General features: G+C 65.4%; 21 protein-coding genes. 11 read left to right on the top strand and 10 right to left on the bottom strand.

Annotation, left to right across the window (positions count from 1 at the left end):
* The first annotated feature begins 10 nt into the window (after positions 1–10).
* Together Herbaro_RS06410 and Herbaro_RS06415 are read left to right on the top strand one after the other, a co-directional pair.
* Positions 11–1,330, top strand: a complete 1,320-nt coding sequence (locus Herbaro_RS06410) for a c-type cytochrome (protein ID WP_275012996.1) — start codon at positions 11–13, stop codon at positions 1,328–1,330.
* Positions 1,331–1,601: 271 nt separating this feature from the next.
* A complete protein-coding gene (locus Herbaro_RS06415; RefSeq protein ID WP_275012997.1) occupies positions 1,602–3,272 on the top strand; it encodes a phosphoethanolamine transferase in 1,671 nt (556 codons plus the stop codon).
* A 92-nt stretch (positions 3,273–3,364) separates the two neighbouring features.
* Here the strand turns inward: Herbaro_RS06415 and Herbaro_RS06420 are convergent, their stop codons facing one another.
* The 7 genes from Herbaro_RS06420 to Herbaro_RS06450 form a co-directional block, all read right to left on the bottom strand.
* Positions 3,365–4,246, bottom strand: coding sequence for a carbohydrate ABC transporter permease (locus Herbaro_RS06420; protein WP_275012998.1), 882 nt, complete (start codon positions 4,244–4,246; stop codon positions 3,365–3,367).
* Positions 4,246–5,145 (bottom strand): carbohydrate ABC transporter permease, encoded by a 900-nt coding sequence (locus Herbaro_RS06425; RefSeq protein ID WP_275012999.1) that lies wholly within the window; start codon positions 5,143–5,145, stop codon positions 4,246–4,248. The genes Herbaro_RS06420 and Herbaro_RS06425 overlap by 1 nt, the downstream gene beginning before the upstream one ends.
* 185 nt (positions 5,146–5,330) lie before the next feature.
* On the bottom strand, positions 5,331–6,662 hold the full coding sequence (locus Herbaro_RS06430; protein WP_275013000.1) for an ABC transporter substrate-binding protein: 1,332 nt from the start codon (positions 6,660–6,662) through the stop codon (positions 5,331–5,333).
* Positions 6,663–6,897: 235 nt separating this feature from the next.
* A complete protein-coding gene (locus Herbaro_RS06435; RefSeq protein ID WP_275013001.1) occupies positions 6,898–7,983 on the bottom strand; it encodes an ABC transporter ATP-binding protein in 1,086 nt (361 codons plus the stop codon).
* A 232-nt stretch (positions 7,984–8,215) separates the two neighbouring features.
* Positions 8,216–9,184 (bottom strand): C-terminal binding protein, encoded by a 969-nt coding sequence (locus tag Herbaro_RS06440; RefSeq protein ID WP_275013002.1) that lies wholly within the window; start codon positions 9,182–9,184, stop codon positions 8,216–8,218.
* Positions 9,185–9,469: 285 nt separating this feature from the next.
* Positions 9,470–11,200 carry an IlvD/Edd family dehydratase gene (locus Herbaro_RS06445; RefSeq protein ID WP_275013003.1) on the bottom strand — a complete coding sequence of 577 codons (1,731 nt, stop codon included), beginning with the start codon at positions 11,198–11,200 and terminating at the stop codon, positions 9,470–9,472.
* A 154-nt stretch (positions 11,201–11,354) separates the two neighbouring features.
* A complete protein-coding gene (locus tag Herbaro_RS06450) occupies positions 11,355–11,540 on the bottom strand; it encodes a hypothetical protein (protein ID WP_275013004.1) in 186 nt (61 codons plus the stop codon).
* 642 nt (positions 11,541–12,182) lie between these two features.
* On the opposite strand from Herbaro_RS06450, the gene Herbaro_RS06455 reads away from it, so the two are divergent.
* The 6 genes from Herbaro_RS06455 (at position 12,183) to Herbaro_RS06480 (ending at position 17,789) form a co-directional block, all read left to right on the top strand.
* Positions 12,183–13,166: a tripartite tricarboxylate transporter substrate binding protein gene (locus Herbaro_RS06455; RefSeq protein WP_275013005.1), complete on the top strand. Its 984-nt coding sequence runs from the start codon at positions 12,183–12,185 to the stop codon at positions 13,164–13,166.
* Positions 13,167–13,260: 94 nt separating this feature from the next.
* Positions 13,261–13,785: a tripartite tricarboxylate transporter TctB family protein gene (locus Herbaro_RS06460; RefSeq protein WP_275013006.1), complete on the top strand. Its 525-nt coding sequence runs from the start codon at positions 13,261–13,263 to the stop codon at positions 13,783–13,785.
* Between the two features lie 10 nt (positions 13,786–13,795).
* A complete protein-coding gene (locus tag Herbaro_RS06465; protein ID WP_275013007.1) occupies positions 13,796–15,292 on the top strand; it encodes a tripartite tricarboxylate transporter permease in 1,497 nt (498 codons plus the stop codon).
* A 51-nt stretch (positions 15,293–15,343) separates the two neighbouring features.
* Positions 15,344–16,405: an Ldh family oxidoreductase gene (locus Herbaro_RS06470; RefSeq protein WP_275013008.1), complete on the top strand. Its 1,062-nt coding sequence runs from the start codon at positions 15,344–15,346 to the stop codon at positions 16,403–16,405.
* Between the two features lie 135 nt (positions 16,406–16,540).
* Positions 16,541–17,377, top strand: a complete 837-nt coding sequence (locus Herbaro_RS06475) for a FadR/GntR family transcriptional regulator (protein WP_275013009.1) — start codon at positions 16,541–16,543, stop codon at positions 17,375–17,377.
* A gap of 25 nt (positions 17,378–17,402) precedes the next feature.
* The gene (locus tag Herbaro_RS06480; protein WP_275013010.1) at positions 17,403–17,789 is read left to right on the top strand and encodes a GFA family protein; all 387 of its coding nucleotides are present in this window, start codon (positions 17,403–17,405) and stop codon (positions 17,787–17,789) included.
* Positions 17,790–17,802: 13 nt separating this feature from the next.
* Here Herbaro_RS06480 and Herbaro_RS06485 read toward each other — a convergent pair whose 3' ends face one another.
* From Herbaro_RS06485 to Herbaro_RS06495, 3 genes are all read right to left on the bottom strand, one after another.
* A complete protein-coding gene (locus Herbaro_RS06485) occupies positions 17,803–18,357 on the bottom strand; it encodes a C40 family peptidase (protein ID WP_275013011.1) in 555 nt (184 codons plus the stop codon).
* Positions 18,358–18,360: 3 nt separating this feature from the next.
* Positions 18,361–19,563 (bottom strand): acetylornithine transaminase, encoded by a 1,203-nt coding sequence (locus tag Herbaro_RS06490; protein ID WP_275013012.1) that lies wholly within the window; start codon positions 19,561–19,563, stop codon positions 18,361–18,363.
* A 371-nt stretch (positions 19,564–19,934) separates the two neighbouring features.
* Positions 19,935–20,978 carry a CDP-6-deoxy-delta-3,4-glucoseen reductase gene (locus Herbaro_RS06495; protein ID WP_275013013.1) on the bottom strand — a complete coding sequence of 348 codons (1,044 nt, stop codon included), beginning with the start codon at positions 20,976–20,978 and terminating at the stop codon, positions 19,935–19,937.
* Positions 20,979–21,014: 36 nt separating this feature from the next.
* Between Herbaro_RS06495 and Herbaro_RS06500 the strand changes: the two genes are divergently transcribed.
* The 3 genes from Herbaro_RS06500 (at position 21,015) to Herbaro_RS06510 (ending at position 23,919) form a co-directional block, all read left to right on the top strand.
* Positions 21,015–21,887 carry a sugar nucleotide-binding protein gene (locus tag Herbaro_RS06500; protein ID WP_275013014.1) on the top strand — a complete coding sequence of 291 codons (873 nt, stop codon included), beginning with the start codon at positions 21,015–21,017 and terminating at the stop codon, positions 21,885–21,887.
* 266 nt (positions 21,888–22,153) lie between these two features.
* Positions 22,154–22,927 carry an ABC transporter ATP-binding protein gene (locus Herbaro_RS06505; RefSeq protein ID WP_275013015.1) on the top strand — a complete coding sequence of 258 codons (774 nt, stop codon included), beginning with the start codon at positions 22,154–22,156 and terminating at the stop codon, positions 22,925–22,927.
* A complete protein-coding gene (locus Herbaro_RS06510) occupies positions 22,924–23,919 on the top strand; it encodes an ABC transporter substrate-binding protein (RefSeq protein ID WP_275013016.1) in 996 nt (331 codons plus the stop codon). The genes Herbaro_RS06505 and Herbaro_RS06510 overlap by 4 nt, the downstream gene beginning before the upstream one ends.
* The last annotated feature ends 93 nt before the right edge of the window (positions 23,920–24,012 follow it).

The raw sequence follows: 24,012 nt of genomic DNA on the forward strand, positions 1-24,012 counted from the left end.
GATAACGACCATGATCAAGAAACATTTCATCGCCGCCTGCGCGGCAGTCATGACGCTGTCCGCTTTTGCTGCGACCACGGCCGGCGCACAGAACGCGGCGGTCGACCAGCAACTGGTCAAGCGCGGCGAATACCTGGCCAAGGCCGGCGACTGCGTGGCCTGCCACACGGCCAAGGGCGGCAAGGACTTCGCCGGCGGCTTGCCGATCGCCACGCCGATCGGCACGGTGTATTCGTCCAACATCACGCCCGACAAGGACAACGGCATCGGCAACTACAGCGAGGACGATTTTGACCGTGCCCTGCGCCACGGCATCCGCAAGGATGGCGCGTCGCTGTACCCGGCCATGCCGTACCCGTCCTACGCCAAGGTCAAGCCGGCCGACGTGAAGGCGCTGTACGCCTACTTCATGAACGGCGTGAAGGCCGATCCGACGCCCAACCGCAGCGTCGACATCGTCTGGCCGCTGTCCATGCGCTGGCCGCTGTCGATCTGGCGCAAGGTGTTCGCGCCCAACGTCGTGGCCGACGGCGCCGATGACAACAGCCCGCTGATCCGCGGCCAGTACCTGGTCGAGGGCCTGGGCCACTGCGGCGCCTGCCACACCCCGCGCGGCGTGGGCATGCAGGAGAAGGCGCTGACCGACGACAGCACGCAGTTCCTGTCGGGCGGCGTGATCGACGGCTTCCTCGCCAACAACCTGCGCGGCGACGCCCGCGACGGCCTGGGCAGCTGGAGCGAGGGCGACATCGTGGCCTTCCTCAAGACCGGCCGCAACAGCCACTCCGCCGCTTTCGGCGGCATGGCCGACGTGGTCGCCAACAGCACCCAGCACATGACCGACGACGACCTGGCAGCCATCGCCAAGTACCTGAAGTCATTGAAGCCGGTGAAGGAAGGCGCGGCGCCGCTGGCGTATGACGACAAGACGCACCAGGCCTTGCGCAAGGGTTCGGACCAAAGCCCCGGCGCGATGGGCTTCCTGAACAACTGCGCGGCCTGCCACCGCAGCAGCGGCAAGGGCTGGACGGAAACCTTCCCGCAACTGGCGCAGAGTGCGACGGTGAATGCCGATAATCCGGCCTCGCTGATCAAGATCGTGCTGGAAGGCGCGGAGATGCCGTGGACCCAGAAGGGCCCGACGCAGTTCGCCATGCCGGCCTTCGGCAGCCGCCTGTCGGACCAGGAAGTGGCGGAGATCGTCACCTTCATCCGCGGCAGCTGGGGCAACAACGCCGGCGCGGTCTCGGCCGGCGATGTCGCCAAGGTGCGCAAGGAGCTGCCCAAGAAGACGGTGGGCGCCGACAGCGGAACCGTCGCCAAGCAGTAAGCGAGCACGGATCGCGGCGGGCGGTACAGCGCCTGTCGAACCGGATCGAGACGGCCGTCCCGGAAGGGGCGGCCGTTTTTTTATTGGTTTCAATGCGTTTTTCATGTTGATCGAAACGAACTCGCCGACGGCCTGTCACATTCACGATCCTTGACCGGCGCCAGCCGGGCAAGATGGGGATACGATCAACATGCCCGGCCGGGGCCGGGGGGCATCCGAGGGATGCCGTACGAGAGCCGACCGCGCGGCGGAAAGAGCGACATTGAAACAATTGGGCAATCGGCTCCTGCTGGGTCTGGCCGGCATGGCCGCCTTCTGGGCGCTGGGGATGGTGAGCGCCAACGAGTTCGCCAAGAGCGCGGCGCTGATGGCGACCGCCTTGCCCGGCATCGCCGGGCTGTTCCTGGTCCTCCCTTACTTCCGTTCGCGGCCGCGATGGCTGTCCGGCGCGACGCTGGCCATCCTGCTGCTGTTCTTCCTCGATGCCGCCGTGAAGGGCTTCCTGCGCGACTATTTCGGCTTGCGTCCCAATCCGGTGCTGGTGCTGCAGGCGCTCTTGAACACCAATCCCGCCGAGAGCGATGAGTTCTTCCGCCACAACTGGCGCCAGGTGGCCCAGGCCGCGACCTCATTCGCGGCGGTCTCGGCCACGGCGTGGCTGGCCGAGCGGCGCCTCGCGCGACGCGAGGCCGGGCATCCCGCGCCGGCCGTGCGGCGTCGCGGCGCGGTGGCGATCGGCACGCTGCTGGCCGTATTCCTGGCGCTGCATTTCAACCCGACCATGGCCAAGGAGAATCCCCTGCTGTTCTGGCCGATCCGCTACCTCGACTATCGCGCCCAGTTGGCCTACGCGCAGGACATGCAGGGCGCCATCGACCGGCAGATGGCGCCGCCGGCCCAATGGCAGGTGCGCTACGAGGGGCCGGCGCGCAACACCGTGGTCTGGGTGATCGGGGAGAGCATCAACCGCAACAACATGTCGTTGTACGGCTATGCGCGCAACACTACGCCGATGCTGGACGCCCTGCGCAAGGAGCTGCTGGTGTTCCGCGACGTGGTGTCGTCGGAGCCTGCCACCATGTCCTCGCTGATGAAGATGTTCACGCCGGCCGACCTGGATCATCCGGACGGCTGGAAGAGCCAGCCGGACGTACTGATGCTGGCCAGGGAGGCCGGCTTCAAGACCTTCTGGATTTCCAACCAGGTGCCCAACGACGGCTGGCTGGGCCTGGTCTCCAGGCGCGCCGACGTCAAGCTGTTCATCAACAAGGGCGCCGGCCGCGGCGAGAACAATTTCGACGGCAACCTCCTGCCGGGGCTGGCGGCCTCGCTGGGCGACGCGGCCCCGAAGAAGCTGATCATCGTCCACCTGCTTGGCGCCCACCCGACCTACGACATGCGCTACCCCAGCGAATTCGCGCGCTTCGACGGCGCCGCCGACGCGGTCGCCGCACAGCTCGAAGGCGCGCACCGCTCGCTGTGGATACGCCGGCTGCGCGACGAATACGACAATGCCATCGCCTACAACGACTTCGTGCTGGGCAGCATGATCCGCCGCACCATGGCCAGCGCCCCGGCCGACAACGCCAGCCTGCTGTTCAGCTCCGACCATGCGCAGGAAGTCGGGCATACGCGCGACCACGCCGGACAGTCGGCGGCCGACGCCTCGGGCTACGAGATTCCCATGCTGCTGTGGACGCGCTCCTTCACCGGCAAGAATCCGGACGAGAGGGCCATGCTCGAATACCGCCCCTACCAGACCGACCACATGGAGCACACCGTGATGGGCCTGCTCGGCATCCGCTCGTCCTATTACAGGGCGCAGCGCGACGTGCTCAGCGAGGGATTCCAGGTGCAGGACTTCAGCAACGGCATGCGCCGCATCAATGGCGCGCCGTATGAGCCGAGGACGCTGATCTATAACCGTGCGCTGCAGGATTAGTGGGGAATAACGAGGCACCTTTTCCTCCAGCCCAAGAAAAAAGACACCCCTTTGCAGGGGTGTCTCTGGTTGTCGCCGCAAACAACGGCGGGCTATTCCTTGACCGCCCCCGTCATCCCCGACACGTAATACTCCACGAAGAACGAATACACCACCGCCACCGGCAGCGAGCCGAGCAGGGCGCCGGCCATCAGGGCGCCCCAGTGGTAGACGTCGCCGTCCACCAGTTCGGTGACGATGCCCACCGGCACCGTCTTCACTTCCGAGGAGGAGATGAAGGTCAGCGCGTAGATGAACTCGTTCCACGACAGCGTGAAGGCGAAAATGCCCGCCGAGATCAGGCCCGGCACTGCCAGCGGCAGGATGATCTTGACCAGGATCTCCCAGCGCGTGGCGCCGTCGATCAGCGCGCACTCTTCCAGCTCGTAGGGAATGGAGCGGAAGTAGCCCATCAGCAGCCACGTGCAGAATGGGATCAGGAAGGTCGGGTAGGTCAGGATCAGCGCCCAGCGCGTGTCGAACAGGCCCAGCTTGAACACGATCGCCGCCAGCGGGATGAACAGGATCGAAGGCGGGATCAGGTAGGCCAGGAAGATGCCCAGGCCGACCTGCTTGGAGCCCTGGAAGCGCAGGCGTTCTATCGCATAGGCGGCGAACACGCTGGCTGCCAGCGAGGCGAAGGTCGAGACCACCGAGACGATCACGGTATTCAACAGCCAGGCCGGGTACTGGGTCTCGAACAGCAGCTTCTTGAAGTGCGCCAGCGTGGGCGCGATCACCCAGAACGGATTGCCGCTTTGCGAGAGCAGTTCGGCGTCCGGCTTGAAGGCGGTGATCACCATCCAGTAGAACGGGAACAGCAGCACGAACAAAAAGATCAGCAGCGGCAGGTAGATCGTGACCCAGCGGCGCGGCGTGGACTGCAGGAAGTCCATGCCCTGGGTTTCCATCTGGTCGTCTTGTTTCTTGGTCATTATTTGTCACCTCCTTGTTGCCAGCCGCGACGTTGCAGGCCGAAGTACGAGAACATGATCGCCGCCAGCAGGAAGGGAATCATGTAGGTTGCCAGCGCCGCGCCTTCGCCCAGTGCGCCGCCGGGAATGGCGCGCTGGAACGACAGCGTGGCCATCAGGTGGGTGGCGTTCAACGGACCGCCGCGGGTCAGCACGTAGATCAGCTGGAAGTCGGTGAAGGTGAACAGCACCGAGAAGGTCATCACCACCGCGATGATCGGGGTCAACAGCGGCAGCGTGACGTGGCGGAACTGCTGCCACGGCGTGGCGCCGTCGATGGCCGCAGCCTCATACAGCGAGGGCGAGATGGTCTGCAGGCCGGCCAGCAGCGAGATCGCCACGAACGGGATGCCGCGCCAGACGTTGGCGAAGACGGTGGACCAGCGCGCGTTCCACGGGTCGCCGAGGAAGTCGATGTAGTGGTCGATCAGGCCCATCTTGGTCAGGGCCCAGCTGATGACGGAGAACTGCGCGTCGTACAGCCACCAGAAGGCCAGCGCCGAGAGGGCGGTGGGCACGATCCAGGGCAACAGCACGATGGCGCGGAAGAAGGTCTTCAGCGGCACGTTCTTGTTGAGCAGGATGGCCAGCCACAGGCCCAGCCCGAACTTCAGGATGCTGGCGCTGATGGTGTAGAACAGCGTGTTGAACAGCGACAGCTGCGCGAGCGAGTCGCCGAACAGGTAGGTGTAGTTGTCCAGGCCGATGAAGCTGCCTTCGCCGCCGATCTTGGTGTCGGTGAAGCCCAGCCACACGCCCAGTCCCAGCGGGTAGGTCAGGAACACCACCAGCAGGATCACGGCCGGCGCCATGAACAGCATGCCCAGTACGTTACGGTTATTCAGGAAACGGGATAGCATGATTCGCCTCGGTTGAGTCGCCGCGCGGCAGGCCGCGCGACGGATGCTGATTTCTCTTGTCTGCCGGTTGATGCGCGCCGGGCCGGCAGGCCCTGACAACCTGCCCCATCTGCCCGAGGGAGCCCGGCGCGCGCCAACGCCGGCGCCGGCCGCTTACCGCTGCGGCCGGCGCCGGAGCCGCCGCATCAAGCCTTGTAGAAGCGCTTGGCGCGGTCGGCCGCGCGGTCGATCGCCTGCTGGACGGTCTTGGAGCCGCTGGCCGCTTCGGCCACCATGTCCACCACCACATAGTCGGCCATGCAGGCCGCCGACGCTTGTCCCAGCGGGCCTTCGTGGCCGTGATCCAGCATGATCGACGCCGAGTCGCGGTACACGGTGGCCTTCGGGTCTTCGGTCCAGATCGGGTTCTTCTCGTAGGCCTTCAGCGGCTGGCTGACGTAGCCGATGGACGCCTTCATCCATGGGTTGTACTGGTCCGGCTCGAACATGAACTGGACGAAGGCCTTGGCCGCGTTGGGGAACTTGGTGTGCTTGAAGACCATCATCTGGGTGATCTGCATCAGCTCGGTGGGCTTGCCGGCCGGGCCGATCGGGAAGTGCGCGTGCTGGGTGTCCTTGCCGATCTCCTGCAGCTTCGGATCGGTGGAGTTCTTGGCCGCGTAGTACACCGAGATGCCGTTGGCGGTCATGCTGATCTGGCCGTCCAGGTAGGCCTTGTTGTTGGACGGATCCTGCCACGACAGGGTGCCGGGCACGAAGGTGGCGTACAGCTGCTTGGCGTACTCCAGCGCCGCCTTGGTCTCGGGCGAGTTGATCGCCACGTGGCCGTTCTTGTCCACCAGCTTGCCGCCGTGCGACCACAGCAGCCAGTGCGCCCAGTTGTTGGCGTCGCCCACCGCCTTGCCCAGCGCGAAGCCGACCGGGGTGTTCTTGGCCTTCAAGGCCTGGCACAGCTTCAGGAAGCCGGCGGTGTCCTTGGGGATGGCGTCGAAGCCGGCGGCCTTGATCTGGCTTTCGCGATAGACCAGGGCGTTGCCGATCACGCCCAGCGGCAGGGCGATCCACTTGCCGTCCTTGGTGCCGTACTTGCGGCAGACGTCGTACCAGCCACCGTAGCGCTTGCCCAGCGAATCGGCCAGGTCGGTCATGTCGATCAGCTTGGTCGGATATTGCTGCGGATCGTCGAACCAGCCCAGCACGATGTCCGGGCCGCTGCCCACGTTGGCGGCCACGGCCGATTTCGGGCGCACGTCTTCCCAGCCTTCGCTGTCGGTGCGCACGGCCACGCCGGTCAGCTCCGTGAATTTCTTGACGTTGGCGTTCCACAGGTCTTCGTCGCCCTGGACGAAGCGCTTCCAGCGCAGCACGCGCAGGGTGGCGCCCGACTCGATCGGGTACTTGATGCTGTCGGCGCCGGCCGCCCCAGGGCCTGCGGCGAAGGCATTCACGCCCACGCTCGTTGCCGCTGCGGCGGCGGCGCTGCTTACCAGGAAGTCGCGTCTTGTCAGCTTGCTCATGTCTCCTACTCCTTCAGTGTTGAAAGTGGAATGGACCGCTGAGAGTCGCCAGCAAACCGCCGCTGGGCGCATTGCGCCGCTTCGTCGCACTTTCGTACGGCCTTCGTTGGCGCGCCTTGCCAGCGACGCTTTGCTGGCGACTCTTTTACGGATTTTTCTTGTTGCTGCTGCTGATGGTGCTTCTACTTCTTGACTGCGATGCCGGGCATGCAGCCCGGCGGAACGAACGTGGCGATCAGCGGCGCGCCAGCGTCTGGCCCGATTCGGCGTCGAACAGGTGCGTGCGCGTGTGGTCCGGCACCAGGTGGATGGTGTCGCCGGCGCCGAAGCCGTGGCGTTCGCGGAAGATCGAGGTCAGGCTGGACTCGCCGAAGCGGCTGAACACCTCGGTGTCGGCGCCGGTCGGCTCGACCACCACCACCTTGGTGGCGATGCCCTGGCCGGCGCTGCCGATGGAGAGATGCTCGGGGCGCACGCCGTAGGTCACCTTCTGGCCGTCGACGCCTTGCAGGGCGCTGCCGTAGGGCGCCGGGACGCGGGTGCCGTCGGCGAATTCGACCTCGGCGCGGTCTGCATTCTTGCGCAGCGTGCCGGGGATGAAGTTCATCGCCGGCGAACCGATGAAGCCGGCCACGAACAGGTTGGCGGGATGGTCGTACAGATCCAGCGGACGGCCGCGCTGCTCCACCAGGCCATCGCGCATGACCACGATCTGGTCGGCCATGGTCATGGCTTCGATCTGGTCGTGGGTGACGTAGATCGAGGTGGTCTTCAGGCGCTGGTGCAGCTCCTTGATCTCGGTGCGCATCTGCACGCGCAGCTTGGCGTCGAGGTTGGAAAGCGGCTCGTCGAACAGGAACACCTGGGGATCGCGCACGATGGCGCGGCCCATGGCCACGCGCTGGCGCTGGCCGCCGGAGAGCTGGCGCGGATAGCGTTCCAGCAGCTGGTTCAGGCCCAGGATGTCGGCCGCCTTCTTGACGCGCTCCTCGACGAAGGACTTGTCCTTCTTGGCCAGCGTCAGCGAGAAGGCCATGTTGTCGCGCACGGTCATGTGCGGATACAGGGCGTAGTTCTGGAACACCATGGCGATGTCGCGATCCTTGGGCTGGACGTTGTTGACGACCGTGCCGCCGATCAGGATCTCGCCGCCGGTGATTTCTTCCAGGCCTGCGAGCATGCGCAGGAGGGTCGACTTGCCGCAGCCGGACGGGCCCACCAGAACCGTGAACTCGCCATCGGCGATCTCGATGTCGACGCCGCGGATGATCTGGGTGCTGCCGAATTGTTTTTTGACTGCGCGAATCTGTACTGATGCCATGCAATTGCTCCTCGTGTGTATCCTCGTTTGATGCTGGCGGAACCGGTTCCATGCAAGCGCATGGATGCTCCGAAAGCTCTTTCTTTTAATTCATGGATGCCGGCCTGGTGATCCGGATGCGGCGGCATGCGGGGATCGTATGTCCCCTTTACACATGCACCGCGGACAATTGCATGCTTGCATCAGCCGCGGTGTTGCTGCGTTGGCGTTCCCTGCGTGCGTTGCCAGGGAATTATTTTTTGTTGTCTTTCTTGCCTTCGACGACCACGTAGGAAGGTCGCCCGGTGCGGTCCCAGTCGATCAGGTTCTGGGCCGCCTTGCGTCGCAGTTCGCGCGCCGCGACGTCGGAGTAGAACGCCGCGTGCGGCGACAATAGCACACGCTTGTGCTGGACGATAGCCGAGGTCGTTTCGGGCGGTTCCACCGGCAGCACGTCCAGCGCCGCCCCCTTCAAGGAACCGCCATCGAGCGCCGCCAGCAGGTCGTCGATGTCGACCAGGCCGCCGCGCGCCGAGTTGACCAGGTAGCTGTTCGGCTTGAGCAGCTTGAGCAGCGAGCTGTCGATCATGTTGCGGGTCTCGTCGTTCAAGGGCGTGTGCAGCGAGACCACGTCGGCCTGCCTGAACAGCTCCTCGCGGCCGACGCGCTCGACGTAGGCGGGGAAGTCGCCGTCGATGATGTGCGGGTCATAGGCGATCACGCGCTTGAACACGTTGCGGCTGATGTGCGCCATGCGCTTGCCGATGCGCCCCAGGCCGACGATGCCGATGGTCATTTCGGAGGCGCGCGGGATGACGCCGGCGGTGGTGTAGTGCCACTCGCCCGCCTTCACGGCGCGGTCATAGACGGTGATGTTGCGGATCAGGTCCAGCGCCATGGCCAGCGCGTGCGTGGCGACCTCGCCCACGCCGTAGTCGGGAGAGTTGCCGACCCACACGCCGTATTTGGCGGCGTCGTCGGTGTTGATGGTGTCGAAGCCGGCGCCGTAGCGGCTGGCGATGCGAATCTCGGGACGCGCCGCGAATACCTTGGCGTTGACCGGCGCGTATTGCACCAGCAAGCCCTGGCATCCCTCGGATGCGGCGATGACTTCCTCTTCGGTGCGGCATTGCGCCGTCACCACCTCGACGCCGGCGGCCTTGTAGAGCGCCAGCTCCAAGTCGATGTCGGGGAAATCGTAATCGGTGATCAGTACTTTCATTGCCTTGTCTCCATGATGGTTGTCTCGGTCCACCGTGATGCAATTACTTCCGAACCGCGCGGCCGCCATATCGTTGCCGGTCCGCGCGCTTCAGTACTGCTGATGTTGCTTCCTTACCGCTGCCGTCGGCCTGTGGCTCTGTCCGTAGCGATTCGGATGTTCTCTTGTTTCCGTTCCCGGTGTATCCGATCCAAGCGTTTATCCAAAGGGGTTTGATATTCCGGGCGCCGGGTGGCGATCCTGCGTCGGCTGCCGTGGCGCCCGGTGTGTTGCGATTGCTGGTGCTTAGTGATTGTCCTTGGGCACGTAGGCGCCGCTCTTGCCGACCAGGAAGTCGAGGTCGGCGCCGAGGTTGGCCTGCTGCACGTGATCCACGTAGAGCTTGACCCAGCCGCGGTTGGAGTGCGGCTCGGGCTTCTTCCATGCGGCGCGGCGGCGTTCCAGTTCTTCCTCGCTGACGTCCAGGTGCAGGCGGCGCGCCTCTACATCGAGCTCGATGAAATCGCCATTCTGCACCAGCGCCAGCGGTCCGCCGGCGGCGGCTTCCGGCGATACGTGCAGCACCACGGTGCCGTAGGCGGTGCCGCTCATGCGGGCGTCGGATACGCGCACCATATCGGTAATGCCCTTGCGCAGGACCTTGGGCGGCAGCGGCATGTTGCCCGCTTCGGCCATGCCCGGATAGCCCTTGGGGCCGCAGTTCTTGAGCACCAGCACGCAGGTCTCGTCGACATCCAGGTTCTCGTCGTCGATGCGGCTGTGCAGGTCGTTGCTGTCCTCGAACACCACGGCGCGGCCACGGTGCTTGAGCAGCGCCGGGGTGGCGGCGGAGGGCTTGATCACGGCGCCGTCCGGGGCCAGGTTGCCCTTGAGGATGGCGATGCCGGCGGCTTCCTTGAAGGGCTTGTCGAAGGAGCGGATCACTTCCTCGTTCCAGTTCGGCGCGTCCTTGCAGTTGTCCCACAGCGTGCTGCCGTTGGCGGTCAGCGCGGTCTTGTCGATCACGCTTTCCAGCTGGCGGATCACGGCCGGCAGGCCGCCGGCATAGTAGAAGTCTTCCATCAGGAATTTGCCCGACGGCTGCAGGTCCAGCAGACAGGGCAGCTGTTGGCCGATGTCGTCCCAGTCCTTCAGGTCCAGCTTGATGCCGATGCGTCCGGCGATGGCCAGCAGGTGGATCACCGCGTTGGTGGAGCCGCCGATGGCGGCGTTGACGCGGATCGCGTTCTCGAAGGCCTGGCGCGTCAGGATCTTGGACAGCACCAGGTCTTCCTTGACCATGTCGACGATGCGGCGGCCGGCGCTGCGCGCCAGCACGTTGCGGCGCGCGTCCACGGCGGGGATGGCGGCGTTGTGCGGCAGGCCCACGCCCAGCGCCTCGACCATGCTGGCCATGGTGGAAGCGGTGCCCATGGTCATGCAGTGGCCGTGCGAGCGGTGCATGCAGCTCTCGGCCTCGAAGAATTCTTCCTGCGTCATCTTGCCGCCGCGCACGTCTTCCGACATCTGCCACACGCCGGTGCCGGAACCCAGTTCGCGGCCGCGGTATTTGCCCGACAACATCGGTCCGCCGGACACGCCGATGGTCGGCACGTCGACCGAGGCCGCGCCCATCAGCAGGGCGGGGGTGGTCTTGTCGCAACCCATGAGCAGCACCACGCCGTCCAGCGGATTGGCGCGGATCGATTCTTCCACGTCCATCGAGGCCAGGTTGCGGTAGAGCATGGCGGTCGGACGCAGCAGGGTCTCGCCCAGCGACATCACCGGGAATTCCAGCGGGAAGCCGCCGGCTTCCCAGATGCCGATCTTGACCTGTTCGGCCAGGGCGCGGAAGTGCGAGTTGCAGGGCGTGAGTTCGGAATAGGTATTGCAGATGCCGATCACCGGACGGCCGTCGAACTGGTCGTGCGGGATGCCGCGGTTCTTGACCCAGGAGCGGTAGATGAAACCGTCGCGGTCCTGGCGGCCGAACCAGGCCTGGCTGCGTCGGGTGAGTTTCTTTGTATCGTCAGTCATGTGGGATTCCCTCGATGACGGGCGCGCCTGCCGTTTTCTGCCGCTTCATGTCGATGTGTCGGCGGCGCCGCCCGTGCTCAATCTGCCAATCAAGATCCGTCCGTGCGATGCGTTGCGGGCGGATTGTGTCTTCGTGCGTGCGATGCGAGGGCGTTTAACTGTCGCCCTGGTCAAAGAAGAAACGGGAAAAGTCGATCAGCAGGAAGGCCAGCAGCGAACCGAAGGAGGAGGCGCGATGCAGCGCGCGGCGGGCGCGGGTGGTCGACGGCAATGCGGCCACGGCGGCATGGGTCCAGCTGCCGTTTGACTTGCCGATCGCGCTTGTCGCTGCGTATGCCAAGAATGTCTCCCTTGCCTGATGCCGCGGGCTGTTGCCGTGCCGCGGCTGGGTCATGTGCCGTCCGTTCTGCCCCGGGGCTTGCGCTCGTCTCTTCGATGACGGCGCCGGCCGCGATGAGCGACGTGACTTGTTCGATTGGCAGCGAGTCTATTTCAGCATTCTTCGTTTGGTCAAGTGGTAATACCAAAATGAATTTGCGGTGTTGGGCGGGAACTGCGGCTCGTGTTCGAGGCTGTGCCGGTGCAGCATCGGGTGTCCGGGGCGGGCGCTCCAGAGGGCAGGCCAGACAAGGCTTTGCGGTGATAAGTGAAGGGCCGGAAATTGCTGCGGCGCGTGAAAGATGAATTGTTTTGATGCGCAGGATTCATCCTTGACAGTGCTGGGCGGATATGAAATTCTAGCCCAGCTGGTCTGACCACATTACCTGTGCGGCGAGAATGATCGTACCGCAAAGCGCCACGCCGGGAAATGTCCAAAAGACAAGTCCGAAGGACGGCAAGATCCGAACGGACCCCACCAAGCCAGCGAGGCACCGGAACCTGCGCAAAACACAAAAGCATTCAGACATTCCCATGCAGGTTGAGCACGCGGAAACGGAAAGTCCTACGCCAAAACGTTTCTGTCCCTGACACCGGAGGAGACATGAACTTCAACCGCAGAACCCTGATCAAGACCATGGCGGCCGCAGCCGCCACCTGTGCCGCGCTGGCCGCGGCTCCTGCGTTCGCCGCCTGGCCCGAGCGCCCGGTGACGCTGGTGGTGCCCTGGGGCGCCGGCGGCGGCACCGACGCCACCGCGCGCATCATCGGCGCCTTGCTGGAGAAAGACCTGGGCCAGCCGGTCAACGTGGTCAACCGCACCGGCGGCAACGGCGCGGTGGGGCACCAGTCCATCGCCAGCGCCGCACCCGACGGCTACACCATCGGCATTGCCACGGTGGAGATCGCGATGATGCATCACCAGGGCCTGACCAAGCTGACCCCGCGCGACTTCACGCCGCTGGCGCTGATGAACTTCGATCCGGCGGCGCTGACGGTCAGCCACGATTCGCCGTACAAGAGCTTCGACGACCTGTTGAAGGCGATCAAGGCAAATCCGGGCAAGCTCAAGGCCTCCGGCACCGGTCAGGGCGGCATCTGGCATCTGGGACTGGCGGGTATGTTGAATGACCTCAAGCTGGCGCCCAACGCCGTGCGCTTCGTCCCGTCCAACGGCGCGGCGCCGGCCATGGTCGACCTGGCCGCCGGCGGGGTCGACATCGTCGCCGCCTCGCTGCCCGAGGCGCGCTCGCTGATCGACGCCGGCAAGGCCGTGCCGCTGGTGGTGATGGCCAATGAACCGGCCGCGCTGTATCCCAAGGTGCCCACCCTGAAGAGCCTGACCGGCAGCAACTGGACCAACGGCGCCTGGCGCGGCATCGTCGCGCCCAAGGGCCTGCCGGCCGACGTGCAGGGCAAGCTCTCGGCCAGCCTGAAGAAGATCTACGACAGTAAGGAATACAAGGACTTCATGAGCGGGCGCGGCTTCGGCGTGATGTATGCCGACTCGGCCGAGTTCGGCAAGTTCATGGACAAGAGCGACGCCGATATGGGGGCGATCCTGAAGACCCTGGGCATGGCCCGCTGAGTCCGGGCGCCGGCCGCATCCACGGCCGGCGCCTGGCATTGAGCCCTGCCATGACAGCAAGGATTTCGCCAAACCTCCTACGGATGACGCCACCATGAAAATCAACGACGCACTTTCCGGCCTGCTGATCGCCTGCTGCGCGGTCGCGATCTGGATCGCCTCGGCCCGCCTGCCCTCGATGGGGCAGGACATCGGTCCCAATGTATTCCCGCAGGCGCTGGCCGGCGGCTTCATGATCTGTGCGGTATTGCTGGTGCTACGCGGCCTGCGCGGCTTGCGCAAGACCTCGGCGGCGCACGGCTCGACCATTGCCACCGTCGGCGAGCAAGACCAGGACGCGCACTGGCTTACCATCCCTGACTGGGTCGGCAACCCACATGCTGTGTTCGCCTTCCTGCTGATCCCGGTTTCGCTGCTGTTCTACATCTGGGTGTCGGAGCCTCTGGGCTTCCTGCCGACTGCCTTCCTGCTGCTGCTGGCGCTGTTCCTGACCTTTCGCACCCGGCTGGCGACGGCCGTGCCGGTGGCCTTGCTGAGCGCGCTGGGCATCCACTACATCTTCTACAAGCTGCTCAAGGTGCCGTTGCCCTGGGGCGTGCTCAACACCGTGGCCTGGTAAGGAGACGCGCATGCTTGCCAATATCTATGCTGCCTTCGGGATGGTGTTCGATCCCTACGTGCTGGCGGTGATCCTCGGTTCCTCGGTGTTCGGGCTGTTCATGGGGGCGGTGCCGGGACTGTCGGCCACCATGGCCGTGGCGCTACTGGTGCCGGTGACCTTCTTCATGCCGCCGGTGCCGGCCATCGCCGCGATGGTCTCGGCCACCGCCATGGCGATCTTCTCGGGCGATATCCCGGGTTGCCTGTTGCGCATCCCCGGCACGCCGTCCTCGGCCGCCTACACCGATGAAGCCTATGCCATGACCATGAAGGGACAGGGTGAGATCGCGCTGGGCGCCAGCCTGGTGTTCTCCGTCATCGGCGGCCTGTTCGGCACGCTGGTGCTGATCCTGGCCGCCCCCGCGCTGGCCGAGCTGGCGCTGAAGTTCTCGTCCTTCGAGTACTTCTGGCTGGTGCTCCTGGGGCTGACCTGCGCCATCTTCATCGCCTCCGACAATCCATTGAAGGGTTTCGTCTCGCTGTTCCTGGGGATGTTCATCGCCTCGGTCGGCATGGGCAACCCGGCCGGCGCGCCGCGCTTCACCTTCGACCAGCCCGACCTGCTTGGCGGCGTGTCGCTGGTGCCGCTGATGGTGGGGATGTTTGCCATGTCGGAGGTGTTGCGCTTCGCAGTCTCCAAGGACTTCTCGATGAAGGTTGCCGACAGCCGCGTGGGCAACGTCTTCAAGGGCATGTGGGGGCTGATGGTGAAATATCCGAAGTCGGTATTGCGCGGCAGCGTGCTGGGCACGCTGGTGGGCGCACTGCCGGGTGCCGGCGCCGACATCGCAGCCTGGATGTCCTATGCGATGAGCAAGAAGATGTCGAAGGAGCCGGAGAAGTTCGGCACCGGTCATCCGGAAGGCATCGTCGAATCCGGCGCGGCCAACAACTCGGCGCTGGCCGGGGCGTGGATCCCGGCGCTGGTGTTCGGCATCCCGGGCGACTCCATCACCGCCATCGTGATCGGCGTGCTCTACATGAAGAACCTCAACCCGGGCCCGATGATCTTCGTGGAGAATCCGGTGTCGATGTATGCCATCTTCATCGTCTTCATCCTGGCCAATCTGCTGATGCTGCCGCTGGGCTTTTGGTGCATCAAGATGGCCAAGCGCATCCTGGCCATTCCGCGCGGCATCCTGATGCCGCTGATCCTGCTGTTTTGCATCGTCGGCTCCTACGCCACCAACAACAGCGTGACCGACGTGGGCATCATGCTGGTGTTCGGCATGCTGGCCTACGTGATGGAGGAGAACGGCTTCCCGGTTGCACCCGCGGTGCTGGGCGTGGTGCTGGGTGGCATGCTTGAAGAGCATTTCGTGACCTCCATGATCAAGGCCGACGGCCAGTTCATCGCCTTCTTCGAGCGTCCCATCGCGGGCACGCTGGGCGTGATCACCATCGTGCTGTGGCTGCTGCCTGTTGCGCTCAAGGCGCTGCGCAGGAGACGCCTGGCGGTCGCATGAAGATCGATTTTCAATCAAGTTCCACAAGTGACGAAAGGAAGGTTGTTTCACATGGCTTCACCCGAACGTTTTTCCGCCGATGAACTGAGGCGCTTCGCCGGCGACCTGTTGCAGAAGGCAGGTCTCGAGGCCGACAAGGCCGCCAGCGTGGCTGACACGCTGGTCGACGGCGACCTGCTGGGCCACGATACCCACGGCCTGGCGCTGCTGGCGCCGTATGTGAAGGAGCTGGAGAAGGGCGCGATGACCAAGAGCGGCCGGCCCGAAGTGCTCTCCGAGCGCGCCGCCGCGCTGGCCTGGGACGGCCGTCGCCTGCCCGGCCCGTGGCTGGTGCACCAGGGCATCGACGCGCTGATCCCCAAGGCGCGCGACTATGGCAGCGCCTCGCTGACCATTCACCACAGCCACCACATCGCCTGCCTGGCCGCCTACCTGCTGCGCGCCACGCAGGAGGGCTTCATGATGATCCTGGCCAGCTCCGATCCGGCGGTGCAAAGCGTGGCGCCCTTCGGCGGCACGCGCGCGGTATTTACGCCCAATCCCATCGCTGCCGGCATCCCGACGTCGGGCACGCCGTTCCTGGTCGACATCTCGGCCTCGATCACCACCAACGGCATGAGCAATCGCCTGCACAAGGCCGGCCGCCAGTTCGAGGAAGAATGGCTGATCGACGGCCAGGGCAATCCCTCGCGCGACCCGGCCGTGCTGGCGCAGGATCCGCCGGGCACGATCCTGCCGCTGGGCGGGCTCTCGGCCGGCCACAAGGGCTTCGGCATGGCGGTGCTGATCGAGGCGCTGACCGGCGGCCTGTCGGGCTACGGCCGCGCCGATCCGCCCTCGGGCTGGGGCGCCACCGTCTTCATGTCGCTGTACGATCCGTCGGCCTTCGGCGGCAAGGACGATTTCCTGCGACAGATGGACTTCATCGCCGAATCCTGCCGCAGCAATCCGCCGCGGCCGGGCGTGGAGCAGGTGCGCATGCCGGGCGACCGCGGCATGCAGCGCCGCGCGCAGCAGTTGCAGGAGGGCGTGGCGCTGCATCCGACCATCGCGCCCATGCTGCGCGAGGCGGGCGCCTCGTACGGCCTGGCGTTCCCGGCGGCCGTGGCCTGATGGAGCGGACGGTCGGCGCGTGGAGATGCGCCGGTTGTCCGCAATAACCCGAGACGCAATCCGGCGCGATAACAATGAAACGTCCGCCTCCGTCGCATGCGGCGCAGGCCGGGCAGAGACCTGATCGGATCATTCATGCCAATAGAGGCCATCGAGCCGCAGCGTTTATATCTTCAGATCAGCGCCCAGCTGCGCAAGCTGATCGTCGATGGCGAGTTCGCGGTCGGTTCGCGCCTGCCGTCCGAGCGCGACCTGGCGGTGCAGCTGGGCGTGTCGCGTCCCTCGTTGCGGGAGGCGTTGATCGCGCTGGAGGTGGAAGGTTATATCGAGGTGCGCATGGGTTCGGGCATCTACGTCTGCCCGCCGGCGCCGCGCGAAGGGCAGATCGACCTCTCCAGCGAAGAGGGGCCGCTGGAGCTGATCCGCGCGCGCGAGATGATCGAAGGGGAGGTGGCCTACGCCGCCGCCAGGAACGCCGGGCGCGAACACATCGAGGCCATCGAGGAAGCGTTCCAGCTGATGATCGCCCACACCGACGCCGGCATCAATCCGCTGGAGGCCGACCGGCTGTTCCACATCCGCCTGGCCGAGGCCACCGGCAACAGCGTGCTGGTGGGCCTGGTCACGCAGCTGTTCGACGCCCGCCTGGGGCCGCTGTTCAAGCGCCTGCACAGCCACTTCGACAGCAAGGTGGTGTGGTACGAGGCGATCGACGAGCACGCGCTGGTGATCCAGGCGCTGCGCGAGCGCAATCCGGACAAGGCGCGCGCGGCCATGCGCCGGCACATGGACATCTCCTTCACGCGCTACAGCGCCAACCTGATCCTGAAATACGGCACGCGCGAGAAGCGCGCCGCCGCCGAAGCGGGCGACGCCAAGGTCGCCGGCGCCTCGCCCCAGCGCAAGCGGGCGCCGGCCAAGCTTGCAGCCGCCAAGCCGCGCGGTCGCGCGGCGCGCAAGCTGCCGGCCTGAGTTTTCTTCATCGTCGAGGAGGGCCATGAACGAAGCGATTCCCACCTGGCACGGCAGCTGCCATTGCGGCGCCGTGCGCTTCTCCGCGCGCGTGGCTATCGAACGCGTGACGGTCTGCAATTGCAGCATTTGCAGCAAGAAGGGCTTCCTGCACCAGCGGGTGCAGCCGCAGGATTTCACGCTGTTGTCCGGGCAGGAAAAGTTAGGGCTGTACCAGTTCGGCAGCATGGCGGCCAAGCATCACTTCTGCACGCAGTGCGGCATCCATGTGTTCACGCGCCCGCGCGCGGCGCCCGGGCTGTACACCATCAATGTGCGTTGCCTGGATGACTTCGACCTGGCGGCGGCGCGCCTGGACTATGTCGATTTCGACGGCCGCAACTGGGATGCCAACGCCGGCAAGCTGTCGTAGCCGGGCAGCCGGATCAGTTGAAGTAGCTGCGCGCCATTTCGAAGCGCTTGGCGAAGTAGGGATTGTCCATGCGCGTGATGTGCACCCGGCCGTTGGTCGAGGGCGCATGCACGAAGCGGCCGTCGCCGAGGTAGATGCCCACGTGCGAGAACGGTTTGTTCATGGTGTTGAAGAACACCAGGTCGCCCGCGCGCAATTGGGCGGGATCGATCTGGCGGCCCTGGCGGGCGATGTCGGCGGCGCTGCCGCTGACGCGGTAGTTGGCGGCCTGGCCGAAGATATACGACACCATGCCGCTGCAATCGAGGCCTGCGGATGGATTCTTGCCGCCGAAGCGGTAGCCGGTGTCGATCAGCGAGAGCGCGTAGATGGCGACTTCATTGCCGGCGTCGGAGGCCGGCAGCGCCGGCGCCTGCGATTGCGGGGCGCCGGGCAGGCGCTCGATGGGCGGCGCGGTGGGAACGGTGCCGCAGGCGGCCAGCAGCAGGGCCGCCGTCAGTGCGGCCAGCGCGCCGACGCGCTGCATCGACGCCGGGCTGTTTTCTTCCTTCCAACGATGCGCCGCCATCGATTACTTCTCGACCTTGGCCAGCACTTCTTCCAGCATGACGAACATCTGGTCGATTTCTTCCTTGCTGACATTGAGCGAGGGCATGAAGCGCAGAAGGTTGGGGCGCGGGGCGTTCAACAGCAGGCCCACCGGCTCCAGGTTGCGCGCGGCTTCGACGATCTGCGGGCCGATGTCGCGGCCCAGCTGCAGCGCGCGCAGCAGGCCTTCGCCGCGTTCGCCTTCGAAGCCGTACTTCTCGGAGATCTCCAGCGAGCGCTGGCGCAGGTAGGCGCCGCGTTCGCGCACGGTTTCCATGAAGCCGGGCTTGAGCAGCTCCTTGATCACCGCCACGCCCACCGCCGTCATCAGCGGGTTGCCGTTGTAGGTGCCGCCCTGTTCGCCGGCCTCGAAGCAGGCGATGTCCTCGCGCGCCAGCAGCGCGGCCAGCGGCACGCCGCCGCCGATGCCCTTGCCCAGGGTCATGATGTCGGGCTCGACGCCCGAGAGCTGGTAGCCGAACAGTTCGCCGGTGCGGCCCATGCCGCTTTGCACCTCGTCGACGATCAACAGCAGGTTGGCCTGCTTGGTCAGGCGGCGCAGGCCCTGCATGAATTCGCGGGTGGCGGGGATCACGCCGCCTTCGCCCTGCACCGGCTCCAGCATCACGGCCACGGTGTGCTTGGTGATCAGCGCCTCGACGCTGGCCAAATCGTTGAGCGTGGCCTTGGGGAAGCCCGGCACCTGCGGCGCGAACATGGTGTCCCAGCCGTCCTTGCCGCTGGCCGACATGGTGGCGATGGTGCGGCCGTGGAAGCTGTGCTTGAAGGTGATGATCTCGAAGCGGGCGTCGCCGTTGGTGGCCGGGTTCTTCTTGCCCCACTTGCGCGCCAGCTTGATGGCGCCTTCATTGGCCTCGGCGCCGCTGTTGGCGAAGAACACGCGGTCGAACGCCGAGTTGGCCGTCAGCAGGTTGGCCAGCTCGATGGAGGGCGCGTTGAAGAAGGCGGGCGAGGGGTTGATCAGCTTCTTGCCTTGCGCGACCAGCGCATCGGCGATGCATTGCGGCGCGTGGCCCAGGGCATTGACCGCCCAGCCTTGCAGGTAGTCGAGGTAGCGCTTGCCCTTATGGTCGGTCAGCCACATGCCGTCGCCTTCGGTGAAGACCAGCTCGGGACGGTTGGTGACGTACATCAGCTTGTTGCTGTCGAACTCTTGGTATTGCATCGATAGGCTCCTGCAAGGAATGGGTTGATTGGATTGGTGCGGGGCAGACCGGCCTGGAAGCAACGGCGGAAAGCGCACGGCAAAACCCGAATGGCGGATAAAAAAAAGCCACAGGGTTTGCCTGTGGCTTCGCGATTCGTTTCACTTCACGCGCACAGCGGCAAACCTTCCAGAGGTTGGCTGCGACGTCGTAAAAATGTGGCGTTGGCGATCATGCGGTCAATATTAGGACGTTTTGCGCACAGCGTCAAAAAGAATTGTCCGCAATTTTGCCTCATTTTCAGCGTCGTTGCATTTGCGCCGCCACCTTGCCCGGCGAGGGTTTGCCGTGATCATCGCAAAACCGGATGACCGCGGCGTGACACGCCGCCTCAGTTCGCCGCCGGCGCGTCCTTGGCGAGATCGGCCTCGGAGGTGAACGAGTCGGCGTAGAACTCGTCTTCCGGCAGCTTGCACTGGGCCACGAATTCGCGCTGCGCCGACTCCACCACGATGGGCGCGCCGCAGGCGTAGACCTGGTGGCCGGAGAGGTCGGGGAAGTCTTCCATCACCGCGCGGTGGACGAAGCCGGTGCGGCCGCTCCAGTTGTCTTCCGGCGTGGCGTTGGAGACCACCGGCACATAGGTGAAGGCCGGCAGGTCGCGGCTCCACTGTTCGCACAGCGCGTTCATGTACAGGTCCTGCGGACGGCGGCCGCCCCAGTACAGCGTGACGGGACGCTTGGATCCGGCGTGTTCCAGTTGCTCGATGATCGCCTTGATCGGCGCGAAGCCGGTGCCGGAGGCCAGCAGCACGATGGGCTTGTCGGAATCCTCGCGCAGGAAGAAGGTGCCCAGCGGACCTTCGATGCGCAGGATGTCGCGCTCCTTCATCGTGGTGAATACCTGGTCGGTGAACAGGCCGCCCGGCAGGTGGCGGATATGCAGGCTCATCGGACCGTCCTGGTGCGGGGCGCTGGCCATGCTGTAGCTGCGGCGCTTGCCGTCGCGCAGCATGAATTCGACGTACTGGCCGGCCTTGTATTGCAGGCGTTCGTTGGCCGGCAACTGCAGCGAGAGCACGATGACGTCATCGGCCAGCTTTTCCAGGCCGGCCACGCGCACCGGCATCTTGCGGATCGGGAATTCGCCCACGCCGGCCACTTCGCGCGCCTCGATCACGACATCGGTGGAGGGCTTGGCGCAGCAGAACAGCGAGAAGCCCAGCTGTTCGTCATGGGCCGAGAGCGCGCGCTCCTGGTGCGGGCCATGTTCCACGTTGCCTGACACCAGCTTGCCCTTGCAGGAGCTGCACGCGCCGTTCTTGCAGCCGTAGGGCAGGCCGACGCCGGCGCGGATGGCCGCGGTGAGGATGGTTTCGCCTTCATCGCAGGTGAACTGGCGACCGCTGGGCTGTACTGTGACTTGGAAACTCATACAATTCTGTTTCTGGACTGATAAGGATTGAACACCGTGAAAAAACTGGGCTTGCCGCGGGTACTGATTCTGGGGTGCGGCGATGTCGGCCTGCGCCTGTTGCCGCTGCTGTTGCCGCGCCATCGCGTGCTGGCCGTGACCAGCAACCCCGAACGCTGCGCCGAACTGCGCGCCGCCGGCGCCGTTCCCATCGTCGCCGACCTCGACCGGCCGCATACCCTGGGCCGGCTGGCGCGGCTGGCGCCGACCATCGTGCACCTGGCGCCGCCGCAGGCCGAAGGCGCGAAAGACCGGCGCACCCGCAATTTGGCCGCCATTTTACCCGAGGGCGCGCGCCTGGTTTATATCAGCACCACCGGCGTGTACGGCGATTGCGGCGGCGCGCGCTTCGACGAGACCCGCGCCGTCAATCCGCAGAACGCGCGCGCGGTGCGCCGCGTGGATGCCGAAGGCGTGCTGCGCGCCTGGGCCCGGCGCAGCGGCGCGCGCCTGTCCATCCTGCGCGTGCCCGGCATCTACGCGGCCGACCGGCTGCCGGCCGAACGCCTGAAGAAGGGCACGCCGGCGCTGGCCGCGGCCGACGATGTCTACACCAACCACATCCACGCCGGCGACCTGGCGCGCGCGGCCGCGGCGGCGCTGCTGCGCGGCGCGCCCAACCGCGTCTACCACGCGGTCGACGATACCGAACTGAAGATGGCCGACTACTTCGACGCCGCCGCCGATGCGCTGGGGCTGCCGCGTCCGCCGCGCCTGCCGCGCGCCGAGCTGGAGCGGGCGGTGTCGCCGGCGCTGCTGTCGTTCATGTCGGAGTCGCGCCGGCTGGACAACCGCCGGCTCAAGCAGGAGCTGGGTTTGCGGCTGCGCTATCCGGACGTGCAGGCCTTGCTGGCCGAAATGAAGAGATGATTGCCATCCTGCATCTTTTGGCCTTTATGCAATTTCAGATGCTTTCTTATTCGAAATTCGAATAAGCATAAGAATTTAAAATAGTTGTCTTGACTGGCGGGCAACAGTACAGTGCCACACTGAAATAAATGGGGGATCCCGCCCGCGATGCAGGACAAGACGGCGCCATGCCGCAACCGCATCCATTCCGGCCCGGGCCGTCGCCAGCCTTTCTCCCTTTCCACACCCAATTCCACAGCGAGCGGCCATGGCGGCCGCCGGACGACATGAAGCTATCTTTCAACAACGTCGCCAAGCGTTTCGGCGACCTGCACGTGATCGAGGAATTCACCCGCGAGATCGAATCGGGTGAGCTGGTCGCATTGGTCGGCCCCTCCGGCTGCGGCAAGTCGACCTTGCTGCACATGGCCGCCGGCCTGGAAAAAGCCAGCGCCGGATCGGTCACCGGCGACGGCCAGGAGATCCGCGGCCCGAACCCCGAGCGCACCCTGATGTTCCAGGAGAACGCGCTCTACCCGTGGCTGACGCTGGAGCAGAACGTGGCGCTGGCGCTGGAGTTCCAGAAGGTCGACAAGAAGCAGGCGGCGCAGCAGGCGCGCGCCTGGCTGGACAACGTCAAGCTCAAGGGTTTCGAACACTACTATCCGCACCAGGTCTCGGGCGGCATGCGCCAGCGCGCGGCCCTGGCGCGCGCCTTCATCTCCAAGCCGCGCGCGTTGCTGCTCGATGAGCCCTTCGGCGCGCTCGACGCGCTGACCCGCATGACGCTGCAGGACGCGCTGCGCGACCTGATTCGCCAGCAGGGCCCGACCGTGCTGCTGGTGACGCACGATGTCGACGAGGCGCTGTTCCTGGCCGACCGCATCTTCGTGTTCAGCCCGCGCCCGGCCAAGGTGCTCAAGGAGTTCAACCTGGTGCACCACGACAAGACGCACGACCTGTCCGAATTCGCGGCCATCCGCCGCGAGATACTCTGCCTGCTGGGCATCCATGCCGAGCAGGATGAATTTTCAAAAACATTAGAAGGGGTTGGAGTATGAAACTCGCACGCATCCTGGTTCCCGCCTTGGCCGCACTGGCCTTCGCCAACAACGCCATGGCGCTGGAAAAGTTCAAGATCGGCTACCTGCGCGTGATGGACGACGCCCAGGCGATGGCCGCCTATGAAGCCGGCCTCTACAAGAAGTACGGCCTGGATGTGGAACTGATCGAGTTCAAGTCCGGCACCGACCTGGTCAAGGCCATCGTCGGCGGCCAGCTCGACAGCGGCGTGTTCGGCTTCTCCAACGCCGTGGCCTGGGCCTCCAAGGGCGCGGACCTGAAGGTGGTGGGCGGCGCGCAGCTGGGCTATCACGCGCTGGTGGCGCGCGAGGATTCGGGCATCAACAAGGTGGCCGATCTGAAGGGCAAGACCCTGGCCTCGCAGGCTGAGGGCAGCACCGCCGATACCGTCCTGAAGGGCGTGGTCCTGAAGGACGCCGGCGTCAAGCCGGACGACGTGAACGTGATGGGCGTCTCGCCGCAGGTGGCGGTGCAGTCGCTGGTGGGCAAGCGCGTCGACGCCGCCTTCCTGTTCGAGCCGCAGGCGCGCATCGCCCAGCTGATCGCGCCGGTCAAGCAGATCTATGAAATCGGCGAAGTCTGGCCCTTCCCCTGCATGGTGGTGATCACCTCCGGCGATACGCTGAAGAAGAAGCGCGACGCCGTCTGGAAGTCGCTGGACGCGCAACGCGACGCCATCGCGCTGCTGCAGAAGAAACCCGCCGAGGCTTCCAAGCTGATCGCAGGCTACTTCATCGCCGAGCCGACCCTGAAGACCTTGAAGCATGGCGAACTGCTGCGCGAAGACGTGATCCGCGACGCCATCAAGAGCCAGACCTTCACCCCGAAGATCTCGAAGAAGGATCAGGACCGCATGCAGGAAATCTCCAACATCCTGCAGGAACAGGGCGCATTGAAGACGCGCGACGGCAAGCCGTTCGACGTGAATTCGATCACCGACCTGTCCTGGCAGCAAGCGCGCAAGCTGTAATCGCCGGCGCGGCGACGGCAAGATCGCCGCGCGGGTTTCCGCATCCGTTTTTCCTGGCCGGAGGTTTCCGGCCATCGTCATTTATAAGTATCA

It is taken from the genome of Herbaspirillum sp. WKF16 (assembly GCF_028993615.1).
Classification (GTDB): domain Bacteria; phylum Pseudomonadota; class Gammaproteobacteria; order Burkholderiales; family Burkholderiaceae_D; genus Herbaspirillum.